The 14,404-nt window shown below is 35.0% G+C and carries 11 protein-coding genes and 2 riboswitches; all 11 genes read right to left on the bottom strand.

Annotated features, from left to right (window positions below):
• Positions 1 to 21: 21 nt before the first annotated feature.
• Positions 22 to 1,023 (bottom strand): homocysteine S-methyltransferase family protein, encoded by a 1,002-nt coding sequence (locus FNB79_RS02200; protein ID WP_143379743.1) that lies wholly within the window; start codon positions 1,021 to 1,023, stop codon positions 22 to 24.
• A 50-nt stretch (positions 1,024 to 1,073) separates the two neighbouring features.
• Positions 1,074 to 1,192, bottom strand: a riboswitch (SAM riboswitch).
• A gap of 77 nt (positions 1,193 to 1,269) precedes the next feature.
• Positions 1,270 to 2,163 carry a cysteine synthase CysM gene (gene cysM / locus FNB79_RS02205; RefSeq protein WP_143379744.1) on the bottom strand — a complete coding sequence of 298 codons (894 nt, stop codon included), beginning with the start codon at positions 2,161 to 2,163 and terminating at the stop codon, positions 1,270 to 1,272.
• Entirely contained in the window at positions 2,156 to 2,923 is a 768-nt protein-coding gene (gene epsC / locus FNB79_RS02210) for a serine O-acetyltransferase EpsC (RefSeq protein WP_143379745.1), read from the bottom strand. The genes cysM and epsC overlap by 8 nt, the downstream gene beginning before the upstream one ends.
• 90 nt (positions 2,924 to 3,013) lie before the next feature.
• A complete protein-coding gene (locus FNB79_RS02215) occupies positions 3,014 to 4,066 on the bottom strand; it encodes an NAD(P)/FAD-dependent oxidoreductase (protein ID WP_143379746.1) in 1,053 nt (350 codons plus the stop codon).
• 40 nt (positions 4,067 to 4,106) lie between these two features.
• Positions 4,107 to 4,886, bottom strand: coding sequence for a uroporphyrinogen-III C-methyltransferase (gene cobA / locus FNB79_RS02220; RefSeq protein WP_143379747.1), 780 nt, complete (start codon positions 4,884 to 4,886; stop codon positions 4,107 to 4,109).
• A complete protein-coding gene (locus tag FNB79_RS02225; protein ID WP_143379748.1) occupies positions 4,873 to 6,981 on the bottom strand; it encodes a HEPN domain-containing protein in 2,109 nt (702 codons plus the stop codon). The genes cobA and FNB79_RS02225 overlap by 14 nt, the downstream gene beginning before the upstream one ends.
• Positions 6,982 to 6,994: 13 nt before the next feature.
• Entirely contained in the window at positions 6,995 to 7,621 is a 627-nt protein-coding gene (locus tag FNB79_RS02230; protein WP_143379749.1) for a phosphoadenosine phosphosulfate reductase domain-containing protein, read from the bottom strand.
• Positions 7,622 to 7,727: 106 nt separating this feature from the next.
• Entirely contained in the window at positions 7,728 to 8,135 is a 408-nt protein-coding gene (locus tag FNB79_RS02235; RefSeq protein ID WP_143379750.1) for an RrF2 family transcriptional regulator, read from the bottom strand.
• Between the two features lie 27 nt (positions 8,136 to 8,162).
• On the bottom strand, positions 8,163 to 9,329 hold the full coding sequence (locus FNB79_RS02240; protein ID WP_143379751.1) for a trans-sulfuration enzyme family protein: 1,167 nt from the start codon (positions 9,327 to 9,329) through the stop codon (positions 8,163 to 8,165).
• Positions 9,330 to 9,334: 5 nt separating this feature from the next.
• Positions 9,335 to 12,736, bottom strand: a complete 3,402-nt coding sequence (thrA, locus tag FNB79_RS02245) for a bifunctional aspartate kinase/homoserine dehydrogenase I (protein WP_143379752.1) — start codon at positions 12,734 to 12,736, stop codon at positions 9,335 to 9,337.
• A 52-nt stretch (positions 12,737 to 12,788) separates the two neighbouring features.
• Positions 12,789 to 14,072 carry an O-acetylhomoserine aminocarboxypropyltransferase/cysteine synthase family protein gene (locus FNB79_RS02250; protein WP_143379753.1) on the bottom strand — a complete coding sequence of 428 codons (1,284 nt, stop codon included), beginning with the start codon at positions 14,070 to 14,072 and terminating at the stop codon, positions 12,789 to 12,791.
• Between the two features lie 121 nt (positions 14,073 to 14,193).
• Positions 14,194 to 14,317: riboswitch (SAM riboswitch) on the bottom strand.
• Positions 14,318 to 14,404: the final 87 nt, after the last annotated feature.

Raw genomic sequence — 14,404 nt, forward strand, 5'->3', positions numbered from 1 at the left:
CTATTAACTAACAACTAGAAACTAAATACTAACGGCAGCTTGTCTTGGTTTGTATTTTGCAGCAACTTCTGCTATTAATTTAATGTGCTCTGGAGTTGTACCACAACAACCTCCAATAATATTAATGATGTTTTCTTTTAAATAATTTTCTATAAGTACTTGCATTTGCTCTGCCGTTTGGTCGTATTCTCCAAAAGCATTTGGCAGTCCTGCATTAGGATGCGCAGAGGTATAAAATTCTGTTTCGTTGGCTAGTCGACTTAAATAGGGTTGTAACTGATCGGCTCCTAAAGCACAATTAAACCCTACACTTAAAAGTGGAATATGAGAAATAGACAATAAAAAAGCTTCTACGGTTTGCCCAGATAGTGTTCTACCAGACGCATCTGTAATTGTTCCAGATACCATAATTGGAATTTTAATACCGCGTTCTTCCTGAACTTGGTCTATAGCAAATAATGCTGCTTTGGCATTAAGTGTATCAAAAATTGTTTCTACTAAAAGTAAATCTACGCCACCATCTAACAACGCTTCTGTTTGCTGATGATAGGCTTTTCTTAATTCTTCAAAAGTCACGGCACGATATTCTGGACGGTTAACATCTGGCGATAAACTTGCGGTACGGTTTGTAGGCCCAATACTTCCTGCAACAAATCTAGGTTTTTCTGGATTTGCTTTAGTCATTTCCTCTGCTACTTGCTTAGCAATTCTAGCCGATTCAAAATTAAGTTCGTACACTAAATCCTCCATGTCGTAATCTGCCATAGCAATTGTAGTTCCCGAAAAGGTATTGGTTTCTACAATATCTGCTCCAGCTTCAAAATACTTTCGGTGTACATCTGCAATTGCTTTAGGCTGTGTTAAAGACAACAAATCGTTATTCCCTTTTAAAGGCGACGGATAATCTTTAAAGCGCTCACCTCTAAAATCTTCTTCAGAAAAATTATAACGTTGCAACATGGTACCCATAGCACCGTCTAGTACTAAAATACGTTGTTGAATGGCTTGATAAATGTTTGACATGTTTGATGTTTTATATCAGTATGTCATCAGGAAAGAAAGGAAATTCTCTTGGGTTATCTGCCCCTTTGAAAATAGGTTTCATCGAGTAGAATGTAGCACCTTCTTTAAGTGTGGTAAAGGGTTGCTAAGGCTTCACCGGGTCTATCCCCTCTGCCTTTCGTGATAACGAATTAATATGATTATGAACTATGCTGCAAATAAAGGTAATATATATTTATTTTCCTCATATTTACAGCATTTATTATGCTAATTATCGAATAATGGCGACGATAAATAACGATCTCCTCGGTCGCAAATTATAGCAACGACAACACCGGATTCTAAATTTTCTATGATTTTTAAGGCACTTGCCACAGATCCTCCACTACTCATACCTGCAAACACACCTTCTTCTTTGGCCAAACGCTGTGTTGTTGCCTTAGCATCTTCTTCACTAACATCTACGACTTGGTCGACTTTAGTTTTATCGAAAATTTCTGGCAAATACGCTTCTGGCCATTTACGAATGCCCGGAATTTTAGCACCGTCTTTAGGCTGTGCCCCAACAATGGTAATATCCTTATTTTTTTCTTTTAAAAATGTAGACACACCCATTATGGTTCCTGTTGTTCCCATGGCCGATACAAAATGAGTGATTTTACCTTCAGTAGCTTCCCAAATTTCGGGTCCGGTAGTTTTATAATGTGCTTTCCAATTATCGGGATTAGAGAATTGATTGAGCATAAAATACCCTTTTTCGTCACGCAATTTAATAGCATAATCTCGAGCACCTTCTATACCAACATCACTGGATGTTAAAATTAACTCTGCACCATAAGCCCGCATGGTTTTTATACGCTCTTCAGTAGAGTTTTCTGGCATTATAAGCACCATATTTACACCTAATAAAGGTGCGATAAAAGCTAAAGCAATACCCGTATTTCCACTAGTTGCTTCAACCAAAGTATCTCCTTTTTTTATGTCTCCACGTTTTAAGGCTTCGTTAATCATATTAAAAGCAGCTCTATCTTTTACACTTCCGCCAGGATTATTTCCTTCTAATTTTAGAAGTAAAGTAACATTAGGATTTTGGTGTAAATGTGAGGCTTCAACTAATGGCGTATTTCCAATTTGGTTTATAATACTTCTTGGTTTAATCATGGTTTCGAGATCTAATATTAAACTCTTTTTGATAAGTTAGAATGGAGCCTTCTGGAATAGAAACTGTAACGCAAACATTGGCACCAATTATAGAGTTTGCTCCAATAACCACATCGCCTCCTAAAATGGTAGCGTTGGCATAAATAATAACATTATCTTCTATGGTAGGATGACGTTTAGTAGCAGACAAGCTTTTTTTAACCTGAACACCTCCCAAGGTTACCCCTTGATAAATCTTCACATTGTTTTTAATTATTGACGTTTCGCCTATAACAATTCCTGTGGCATGATCTATAAAAAAAGAGTCCCCAATTTGAGCACCAGGATGTATATCTGTACCGGTTACCCCATGTGCATATTCACTCATCATACGCGGAATAATAGGCACATTTAACTCGAACAACTCATGACTTAATCTATAAATAGCAATAGCATAAAATCCCGGATAGGCTAAATATACCTCGCCTAAGCTTTTAGCTGCGGGATCGTGTTGTTCAATAGCTACAGCATCTAAATCTAGGCGACGTCTTATGCTTGGTAAGTTAAACTTGAAGGTTTCCCATATGTTAAAAGCATCTTCAATCTCTAATTTACTACTCATATCTACGAATAGATTTTCTAGATGCTGCAGTTCTGTAGCAGGCTCATCATCGAACATTACATAAAATAAATTTTTAGTAAATGTTGCTATCGATTCTTTAAGTCTGACATTATATATTTTTGAAACTAATTTATTTTGCAATTTTGTGTCTTCAACCATAAAAAACGTCTTATTATTTTAATAACAGTCGGTAAAATTTCAACTAATTTACAGTCTATTTTACAAAACGACTAATAAGAAATAAGATATTTATACAATTGCTTGCACAACTGCTTTAGGTGCCTCTTTTCGAGAACCATCAAAACCATCAATTCCGCTTACAGTTGTGTACTTAAGCACATACTTTTTACCTGGATTAATAATTTTATAGGCAGATTGGCACATTAAAGTGGCTTCATGGAATCCACAAAGAATTAACTTTAATTTCCCTGGATATGTATTTACATCTCCAATTGCATAAATTCCAGGAATATTAGTCTGATAATCTAATGCATTATCTACTTTAATGGCATTCTTTTCAATTTCTAAGCCCCAGTTCCCGATAGGTCCTAATTTAGGAGATAATCCGAATAAAGGAATGAAAAAATCTGTATCTATAGAAAATTCTTCTTCACCTTTCTTAACCGTTACACCTTCGATATGATTTTCTCCAGAAACCCCAACAACTTCTGCAGGTGTTACTAAATTAATTTTTCCTAGAAGTTTTAATTCTTGAACTTTTTCTACTGAATCTAAAGCGCCACGGAATTCGTTACGTCTGTGTATAAGGGTAACTTCTGAAGCTACATCGGCTAAAAAGATACTCCAATCTAAAGCAGAATCTCCTCCACCAGAAATAACAACACGTTTACCTCTATACTTTTCTGGGTCTTTAATAAAGTAATCTACACCATGGTCTTCATACTTTGCAATATTGTCTATTAATGGCTTTCTAGGTTCGAAAGAACCTAAACCTCCCGCAATAGCAACTACTGGTGCTTGATGTTTTGTACCTTTATTAGTGGTTACAATAAACGACCCGTCTTCTTGTTTATCAATCGTTTCGGCACGTTCTCCTAATGTAAAACCTGGCTCAAATTGCTTTCCTTGTTCTAATAAGTTTTTAGTTAAATCTCCTGCTAGTACTTCTGGAAATCCTGGAATATCGTAAATCGGTTTTTTAGGATATAGTTCTGAACATTGTCCTCCTGGCTGTGGCAATGCATCAATTAAATGACATTTTAATTTTAATAATCCTGCTTCAAACACAGTGAATAATCCTGTTGGCCCTGCTCCTATTATTAGTATATCTGTTTGTATCATTTTAAATAATTTTACTGAAATGTGTATTTTGATTATATTTCTAAAACGCCGATTTTAATTCGTGTAATTCGGTTTTTATTCTATTTAAACTTGTGCGCTCTTTAACGACTTCTCCAATTACAATAATGGCAGGCGCACTTAATTGTTTTGCTTTAACTATACCTCGAATAGTACTTATAGTACCAACACCTATGTTTTCGTTAGCATAAGTTCCATTCTGAATAATAGCTACAGGCAAGTCTTGCTTATTTTCTTGTGAAAACAACGTTACAATTTCCGCCAGCTTACTCATCCCCATAAGGATAACAACTGTAGCAGAAGATTTTGCTGCTAAAGCAATATCGCTAGAAACCTCGTGCTTTTTAGTTGTTCCTGTAATGACCCAAAAACTTTCTGAAACCCCGCGTTTTGTTAGCGGAATACCTTGGTTAGTAGGAACTGCTAAGGCAGAAGACATACCCGGAATAACATTTACTTTAAGATTGTTAGCCTTGGCATAATCTATTTCCTCTGCGCCTCTTCCAAAAACAAATGGATCGCCGCCTTTTAATCGAACCACATGACCAAAGCGCTTTGCACGTTGTACAATAAGCTCATTAATTTGTTCCTGTTGATAGGCATAACACCCTTTGCGTTTCCCTACAAAAATTACTTCTTTAGCTGCAGAAGCATACTTAAGCAAGTCTACATTTATAAGTGCGTCGTACAGGATAATATCTGCAGATTCTATAGCTTTAATTGCTTTCAGCGAAATTAAATCTGGATCTCCTGGACCGGCACCTACTACCGTTAATTTTGGTATGTTGTTAGTTGTTTGCATTGACTAATTCACGTGATCTAAAAACATCTATGATATTAAAGAAAGCTTTGGTTTGGTTAATATATGTGGTTGCAAATTCTTGTGTTGGTTCGTTTTTATTGATTTGATAAACAAAATCAGAAAAAGTAGTACCTGCTTCTAAACTTATTTTATTACTCTCAATAAATGTATCGTCAAACAAGCTTATAATGTTTGCTTGCGAATTTGTCTTAACATCTTCAGATAATAATAACGCTTTTGCTGCATTAACATTAGCAGTATATGCTAAATAAATAGCGTCTGCCCACTTATCTGTAGTCTCAAAAACATCTATAGCTTTGTCTAATTTTTCTTTCGCCTCAAATAATAAAGTAGCCACTAAATCGATAACAACACCTGCACATTCTCCTACTCCAACTTCTTGTTTGTATTCTTCATTATTTCCCCAATCAATAAAATCGCTAGGCTGTAAATTTTCGGTATCGGACAAAGTCACTAAAAAATTATAAAAATATTTTTGTCCTTCTTGTCTGTCGTAATACTCTAAAAACGATTCGCCTGGATTTGCATTTGCTTCGAAATCGTCTAAGATTAAACGCAATGCTTGAGGCCCTCTTTTAGATGGCAATTTAATTACCTTATCTGCAAAACGTCCTTCTCCATGTCCTAAAACACCTCCTCCTAATAACACTTGCACTGCAGGAGCAACTAGTTTATCTTTAGTACGAATAGACATCCCTTGAAAACCAATGTGTGCCATGTTGTGTTGTCCACAAGCATTCATACACCCACTAATTTTAATAGTGACATCCTGATTGTTTATATATTGCGGATATTCTGAGTATAATACTCTCTCTAGCTCGTCTGCCATTCCCGTACTACTTGCAATACCTAAATTACAGGTATCTGTTCCTGGACAAGCTGTAATATCTGTTGTCGCGTTGTAGCCAGTTTCAACAAAATCTAATGCTTTTAATTCTTGATAAAAGAATGGTAACAAGTCTTCTTTAACATGACGAATTAAAATGTTTTGTCTTAATGAAAAACGTAATTCATCTGCTGCATAATTTTTAATTAATGCGGCTAATTTTCTTGCTCTATCTGTATAAAAATCTCCTAATTTAACTTTAATTCCAATAGCAAATAATCCATCTTGTTTTTGTGGAATTACATTTAAAGCTCTCCAACTGTTGTAGGCATTTTCATCTTCAATTTGCACTTCAGGGATAGCTACGTTAGCTAATTTTACAGTTTCATCACTAACATCAATATGTACTTCTTGATGAGATAAAGCTTTTTGTTCTGCATCCACCAACTCTAAAAATTTCTCTATCCCGTATTCTTTAATTAAAAATTTCATACGAGCTTTCATACGTCTAGCACGTTCACCATGACGATCGAAAATACGTAATACACTTTCAATTAAAGGGATGATTTTATAGGTTGGTAAAAACTCATAAATAACATCGGCATGCCTTGGTTGAGACCCTAATCCGCCACCAAGAAGCACTTTAAATCCGCGTTCACCATCTTTTATTTTAGGAATAAATCCTAAATCGTGAATATAACTTAAGGCCGTATCTGCGTCTGATGATGAAAACGATATTTTAAATTTACGCCCCATTTCTTGACAAATTGGATTACGTAAGAAAAACTGAAATGTAGCATGTGCATATGGTGTAACATCAAAAGGCTCGTTAACGTCTATACCAGCCGTTTCGCTAGCAGTTACGTTTCTAACCGTATTACCACAAGCTTCACGCAAGGTTATATCGTCTTGTTCTAATTGCGACCATAATTCTGGAGTATCATCAATACTCACGTAATGAATTTGAATATCCTGACGTGTTGTAATATGAAGTCTTCCTGTTGAAAAACGATCGGAAACATCAGATATTCTCAATAACTGATTAGAGGTTACTTTTCCATACGGTAATTTAATACGAATCATTTGTACACCTGGCTGACGCTGACCGTAAATTCCTCGTGCTAAACGTAAACTTCTAAAACTTTCGTCCGTTATACTACCTTCATTAAATAATCGAATTTTCTTCTCTAATTCAATGATGTCTTGTTCTACAACTGGATTTTCTATTTCTGATCTAAAACTTTGCATGCTTCTTTTTCATTTATTGAAAGTGAATTCCACACTCTCTGTTTTGTAAGGCTTTTGTTGGGTCGAAATAAAATTGGTTTTTCGGAAGATTTTGCTCTACAATATAGGCATCTAAATCTTCGTCTGTCCAATAGTAAAACGGACTCACTTTAAGGACATCGTCCTTACTCCAACTTAAAATATCTTTAGATTTTCGGTATTCTGTTTGTCTAACACGAATGTTAGTAAACCAAAGTTCTGGAGATTGCTCCGCTAGAGCTCTTCTAAAAGGCTCTAGCTTTACAACTTCTGTAAATTCGGCATGTTTTGGACTGGTTACTTCAGGGATTCCTATAGTTGTATCAATTACCGATTTGCTCAACAAAGGCTCATATTTTTCAACGTTTAAATTGAATGTACTGATTAAATTTTTTGCGTGTTCGTAAGTTTCTGGAGTATTATACAAGGTATCACACCATACAACTTTTATAGCATTATCTTGTTTTGAAATGGTACTTAAAAGTACTGCTGAATACACACCAAAACTTGTTGTTACTATTTTTTTATCTGTTAAGGCCAATGCCCAAGTAATGATTTCTTGTGGCGTTTTGTGTCTTAATTTTTTATTCCAATATGAAATATCTATTGTGTTATCCAACATAATTCATCCTTTTCTTCTACTTCTATTACCCTATCGGGATAGTAGGTTATTTAACAAATGTATAGGATGTATTTAATATATGCAAACTTTAAATCAAAAAAATAAGTTAAACTAGATCTGCTAACGACTTGTGATTGAAGATATCAAGCGTTTGATCGCGGACTTCAGCCATTAAAGTATGTACGCCACAAAGTGCTTCATCTGGGCAATCGTCACATTTTTCATAAAAATTCAGACTTACACATGGCACCATTGCAATAGGTCCTTCTAGGGTACGCATGACTAAAGACATTTTAATATCTTGAGGATCTTTTAGTAAATAGTACCCTCCATTTTTACCTTTTTTAGAACCTAACACTCCAATTTTTCTGAGTGTTAGCAAAATACTTTCTAAAAATTTTTGAGAAATATTTTCACTCTTAGAAATCACACTGATCTGAACTGGAGTATTATTTTCTTGACGTGCTAAAAATATAAGGGCCTTTAAGCCGTATTTGGTTTTCTTTGAAAGCATGGCGCAAATATAAGCCTTTTTTGAAATTTAATTCAAAGCCTGATCTAAATCACTTATAATATCGTCTGTATGCTCTAAACCAACAGAAATACGTACCAATCCATCTGTAATTCCTGTTTCCATTCTGTCTTCTCTACTTAACTTACTATGTGTTGTAGATGCAGGATGCGTTACAATTGTACGTGTATCTCCAAGATTTGCTGATAGCGAAAGTAATTTAATCTTATTCAAAAAAGCGCGACCACCTTCTACTCCGCCTTTAACTTCAAATGCGATAATATTACCACCAAGCTTCATCTGTTTTTTAGCAATGTCGTATTGTGGGTGCGATTTTAAAAATGGATATTTCACTAAAGACACATTATCATGTCCTTCTAAAAACTCGGCAACTTTTAAAGCGTTTTCACAATGTTTATCTACACGTACAGCTAAAGTCTCTAAACTTTTAGATAACACCCAAGCATTAAACGGCGATAACGCAGGACCTGTATTTCTTGAAAACAAGTAAATTTCTCGTATTAAATCGGCACGACCAACAGCAACTCCCCCAAGTACACGCCCTTGACCATCTATTAATTTCGTTGCAGAATGAATCACGATATCCGCTCCAAATTTAATTGGATTTTGTAAATATGGTGTGGCAAAACAATTATCAATCACCAATAAAAGGTTATGTTTTTTAGCAATTGTACCTAATAATTCCAAGTCTATAATATCTACCGCAGGATTTGTAGGACTTTCGGCATATAAAATTTTAGTGTTTGGTTGGATTAAACTTTCAATCTTATCTACGTCATTTACATTAAAATATGAGGTTTCAATATTCCATTTCGGAAGAAACTTTGTAAACAAGGCATGTGTAGAACCAAAAACAGAACTTGCAGACACGATATGGTCGCCGCTACTTAATAATCCTGCAAAAGTTGAGAATACTGCAGACATTCCTGTAGCAAAAGCATAACCACTTTCTGCACCCTCCATTTTACAAACTTTATCTATAAATTCTGAAGTATTTGGATTTGTAAAACGACTATATATATTACGTTCTTTTTCCTCTGTGAATGATGCACGCATATCTTCAGCATCTTCAAAAACAAAACTTGAACTTAAATATAAAGGTGTAGAATGTTCTAAAAATTGAGAACGTTCTGTTTGTGTACGAATGGCTTCGGTTTCGAAGTGATTATCTTTCATCTTTTTTAATAAGTATTTTTCTCTGTTAATCTTAAAATATCTCCAAATACACCACGAGCGGTAACTGCTGCTCCTGCGCCTGCGCCCTGAATCACTACGGGCTGATCGCCATAAGATTCGGTGTAAATTTCGAAAATTGAATCGGATCCTTTTAAAGACCCTAAAGGAGAACTCTCTGGTACAGACACGAGTTTCACCTCTAGTTTAGCGCCTTTCTCATCGGCTAAATCGCCATGCAAATCACCAATATATCTTAAAACATGACCCGGTTGTTGTGCCTCTTTTTTATGCTGATACAGCTCATCCATCTCTGTAAATGATTTTAAAAAAGCTGCTTTATCTATAGTTTGTAAATGCTCAGGGATTAAATTCTGAATATCTACATCTTCAATTTCATTATGCAAATCGAGTTCTCTTGCCAAAATTAACAATTTTCTCGCAACATCGTTGCCACATAAATCTTCTCTTGGGTCGGGTTCTGTAAATCCTTTATCTACTGCTTCCTGTAACACCTTAGAAAACGGTTCGTCTTTAAGCGAATAATTATTAAATAAATAACTTAAAGAACCAGAGAATACTCCTCTAATTTTAGTAATATTTTCTCCAGACAAATGAAAAAGCTTAATGGTATCAATTAAAGGCAACCCTGCTCCTACATTGGTTTCGTATAAATAGTTTTTCTGATTTTTTGCTAGTACTTGTCGTAATTCACTATAAAATTTAAAATCTATTGTATTTGCTATTTTGTTTGAAGACACCAAGTCGAAACCATGTTCTACTAAAGGAATATAATTAGACACAAACTCGGCACTTGCCGTGTTATCTATTGCAATTAAGTTTTCTAAATGATGTTTTTTAGTATAGGCTATTAAACTCTCAAAAGTATATGGTTTTCCGTGTTCTTGTAAATCGGCTTTCCAATGGCTATCTATTCCTTTTCTGTTTAACAAGATTTGTCTTGAGTTTGCAATGGCAAAAATATTCAACTTTATGCCTTTACGTTTTTCTATATCTTTTGCAGAAGCAATAATTTGGTCGATTAATGTACCGCCAACTAACCCATGACCAAAAATGGCCAAGTTTATTTTTTTAGATATCCCAAAAATCTCGCCATGAATAACATTTAAGGCTTTATGTAATTGCGATTTTCTAACCACCAAACTTACATTTTCGCCCGTAATGGTATTGTTAAAAAGCAACGGAACAATCTGATTTTTTATTAACGCATTAAACGGTTTATGGAAAGTACTTAAATCTTGACCAACGATAGAAATTACAGCCACATCGTCTATAATACCAATTCTATTTACATCTTGAACATAAAAATCGGTTTCAAATTCGCGTTCTAAAGCAATAACGGCTTGCGATGCTTTATTGGCATCGACCACCAACCCTAATCCGCGTTCAGACGAACCTTGAGAAATAATACTTACACTAATATTATTGGCACTTAATGTTTTAAACACACGGGCATCTACACCAACTTTTCCTAATAATCCGCGGCCTTCTAGATTAATTAACGCCACATTATCTAAAACGGATAACGAACGAATACCTTTAGACGCAGTTTTTGCTGTAATTAAAGTCCCTTGGTCGCCGCTATTAAAGGTATTTAAAATACGTAGCGAAATATTTTTTTCTAATAACGGAATAATGGTCTTGGCATGTAAAACCGTTGCGCCAAAATTGGCTAATTCGTTAGCTTCGGCAAACGACAATTCTTCAATCTTTTTAGCATCTGGTACCAAATCTGGATTTGCCGTGTAAATACCGTTTACATGCGTATAATTTTGTAATTCTTCAGCATCTAAGAAATTTGCTAATAATGCTGCAGAATAATTACTGCCGTTTCGTCCTAAAGTTGTTGTTTTATTATCTTGATTAGAAGCGATAAATCCTGTAACTATATGTACAGTATTCCCATTATATGCTTTAAAATGCTTTAATACATTTTCTTTAGACACTTTGGTGTTAGGCTGTGCATTACCAAACGTATCATCTGTTTTAATAAGTAATCTAGAATCTGTAGCATGTGCTTTTACACCGCGCTCATTTAGTAATTTGGATACGAGTTTAACCGACAATAATTCGCCTTGAGCTAAAACCTCATCTTTAATTTTTTCACTGTAATCACCTAACAAAGCGACACCTCCAAATACTTTATCTAATACAGAAAACTCTTCAGCACAATCTAAGTCGGGACAAGGTTCTGTTTGATACGCTTTAAAAGCTTCTAATTCTTTTTTATAAGATTGACCACTTTTAGCTTTTTTTAAAATATGCTCTAATTGGTCTGTAGACGACCCTCTTGCGGAAAGTACAACCGTAATTTTTTCGTCGTTTTTAACTTTATTTTCAATAATGTTAAGCACCGTTTCTAAACCCAATCCGTTAGCTAAAGATTTACCTCCAAACTTAAGGACTTTAAAACGTTTGTGCTTTAATTCTGGCTTAAAAATACCTTCTACAATGCGCTCTAATTGTTCGAATTCAATTAGAAACGCATCGTGACCGTGGTCTGAATGTATTTCGTTATATGTAACATTTGGATGTGTAAGTGCTAATTTCTTTTGGGTTTCGCGGTTTTCTTCAGCTGTAAAAAACAAGTCAGAATCTACCCCTATTATTGAAATATTTGATTCAATAATATCCAATACATTTACATCTTCAGACCGTCCTTTAGTCACATCAATAGTACGCAATAATTGATTCATTAATCGATACGCAGACAATTGAAAACGTTCCTGCAACTTATTTCCATGATGCAACAACCAACTTTCGACATTAAAGATTTCTAAATCTTCGTTTTTACTTCTATGAAAACGTTCTTTAAACGATTTTGGTGTTCTATAACACAACATGGCATGCATGCGTGCATCGTGTACAGGATTATTAGAATTGGTTAAAAACTGTTCTTGAATCTGACAATTTGCAATTAACCAATCTGTAGATTTCCAATCTGTTGCCACAACAATTAAATGCTCTGCTAAAGTAGGATGCATAACTGCCATTTCCCAAGCTATTCCGCCACCAAGAGACCCGCCAATCATAGCAAAAACAGAATCTATATTTAATAACTTAAGCCCTTTTAAAAAGATATTTGCCATATCGCGGGCAACGAAATCTTTATAATTTTCTATAATAAAGCCATCATACCCATTCCCTGGAATATTAAAAGATAAGACAGTAAACTTTTTAGTATCTATAACTTTATCATCGCCTATTAGGTCGCTCCACCAACCTCCTTCTCCAGCAACATTACTGTTTCCTGTTAAGGCATGGTTTACCAAAACTATTGGTGCTTCATGTAAGGGTTGTCCAAACACTTCGTAGGATAATTGTATTGGCAATACAGCTCCATTAATCGTTTGGTAAGCATCTAAAGTAATAAATTGTAAATTTTTCATATCGCAATATATACAAGCTTCAAGTTAAAGAGGCTTTATTTAAAAGTATCGGTTAGGCATTCTTTACAGCTTCGAAAGCTTGTTTTAAATCGGCTTTTAAATCTTCTACATCTTCAATTCCAACAGATAAACGCACCAAATCTTTAGTAACTCCAGAAGCTTCTTGAGCAGCTTCGTCTAGTTGCTGATGTGTTGTACTTGAAGGATGAATAATTAATGATTTAGTATCTCCAATATTTGCTAACAGTGAAAATATTTGAGTTTTATCGGCTATAATTTTGGCAGCATCAAAACCTCCTTTATGGCCAAACGTTACCATCCCGCTTTGTCCTTTTGGCAGATATTTATCGGCTAAAGTCTTGTATTTACTACTCGCTAAACCTGGATAATTTACCCAAGCAATGTCGTCTTGTGCTTCTAACCATTGTGCTAGTGCCAAGGCATTTTCACTATGTTTTTTAATACGTAATTCTAAGGTTTCTAAGCCTTGAATAATTTGAAAGGCGTTAAACGGACTTAAAGCACTACCATAATCACGTAAACCTTCAATTCTAACTTTAGCGATAAATGCCGCTTCTTTTAAAACGTCGCTATACACCAAACCGTGATATCCAGCAGAAGGTTCTGTAAATTCTGGAAATTTTCCGTTGGCCCAATTAAAGGTTCCCGCATCTACGATTACACCACCTAAACTTGTACCGTTACCGTTAATGTATTTTGTTAAGGAGTGAATTACGAGATTTGCACCGTATTGAATTGGATTTAACAATGCTGGAGAAGCCACGGTATTGTCTACAATTAAAGGAATATCGTTTGCTTTTGATACACCTGCAATCGCTTCAATATCTAAAACATCTAATTTTGGATTACCTAAAGATTCAATAAATACAGCACGAGTGTTATCCTGAATAGCCGCTTGAAAATTTTCGGCATCTGTTGGGTCTACAAACGTTGTTGTAATACCGTGCCTTGGTAAGGTAACAGCTAGTAAATTATAAGTTCCGCCATACAAACTATTAGAAGCGACTATATGGTCTCCTGCCTTTAGTAATGTTAATAATGCTGTAGAAATTGCCGCCGTTCCTGAAGCCGTAACAACTGCTGCAATACCACCTTCGATAGTTGCTAGACGTTGCTCTAAAATATCGTTTGTAGGGTTGTTTAGTCGGGTATAAATGTAACCAGGTTCTGCTAAAGCAAATAGGTTAGCCGCGTGGTCTGAATCGTTAAACACATAAGATGATGTTTGATAAATTGGCACGGCACGAGTTCCTCCGTTTTTTGTAACATCGTGTCCGGCATGCAACGCTTGAGTTGCGAATTTTTGTGTACTCATTTTTCTTTCTTTTTGAGTTAAATAAATTAAAACTAAAAGCCAAATGCACCTTATATTTAGGGTGTACTTATTAGAAAAATGTTAAAAAGAAAAAAATAAAATTACAGATAGTAATTTCGTTGAGTTATCTATCTAAATCCCCGATAAATGAATCGGTTTTTAAGTAGAATTTAGCACCTTCTTTATAAATTAAAGGGTTGCTAAGGTTTCAGCGGGTCTAATCCCTCCACCTTTCTTGATAACATTTCAATAAAATATTGAACTTTGTGAGTACAAATATTCAGTTAGAAAAATTGATTTTCCAAATTATTTATAACATTTTTTATAAAGTT

Origin of the sequence: Formosa sediminum (assembly GCF_007197735.1) — a bacterium.
In the GTDB taxonomy this organism is placed as follows: domain Bacteria; phylum Bacteroidota; class Bacteroidia; order Flavobacteriales; family Flavobacteriaceae; genus Formosa; species Formosa sediminum.

What these genes read in the sequence shown, in the direction of transcription:
- FNB79_RS02235 (WP_143379750.1), bottom strand. Translation starts at nt 8,135, where the DNA reads ATGCTTTCAAAGAAAACCAAATACGGCTTAAAGGCCCTTATATTTTTA.
- cysM (WP_143379744.1), bottom strand. Translation starts at nt 2,163, where the DNA reads ATGATTAAACCAAGAAGTATTATAAACCAAATTGGAAATACGCCATTA.
- cobA (WP_143379747.1), bottom strand. Translation starts at nt 4,886, where the DNA reads ATGCAAACAACTAACAACATACCAAAATTAACGGTAGTAGGTGCCGGT.
- FNB79_RS02250 (WP_143379753.1), bottom strand. Translation starts at nt 14,072, where the DNA reads ATGAGTACACAAAAATTCGCAACTCAAGCGTTGCATGCCGGACACGAT.
- FNB79_RS02200 (WP_143379743.1), bottom strand. Translation starts at nt 1,023, where the DNA reads ATGTCAAACATTTATCAAGCCATTCAACAACGTATTTTAGTACTAGAC.
- FNB79_RS02230 (WP_143379749.1), bottom strand. Translation starts at nt 7,621, where the DNA reads ATGTTGGATAACACAATAGATATTTCATATTGGAATAAAAAATTAAGA.
- FNB79_RS02225 (WP_143379748.1), bottom strand. Translation starts at nt 6,981, where the DNA reads ATGCAAAGTTTTAGATCAGAAATAGAAAATCCAGTTGTAGAACAAGAC.
- thrA (WP_143379752.1), bottom strand. Translation starts at nt 12,736, where the DNA reads ATGAAAAATTTACAATTTATTACTTTAGATGCTTACCAAACGATTAAT.
- FNB79_RS02240 (WP_143379751.1), bottom strand. Translation starts at nt 9,329, where the DNA reads ATGAAAGATAATCACTTCGAAACCGAAGCCATTCGTACACAAACAGAA.
- FNB79_RS02215 (WP_143379746.1), bottom strand. Translation starts at nt 4,066, where the DNA reads ATGATACAAACAGATATACTAATAATAGGAGCAGGGCCAACAGGATTA.
- epsC (WP_143379745.1), bottom strand. Translation starts at nt 2,923, where the DNA reads ATGGTTGAAGACACAAAATTGCAAAATAAATTAGTTTCAAAAATATAT.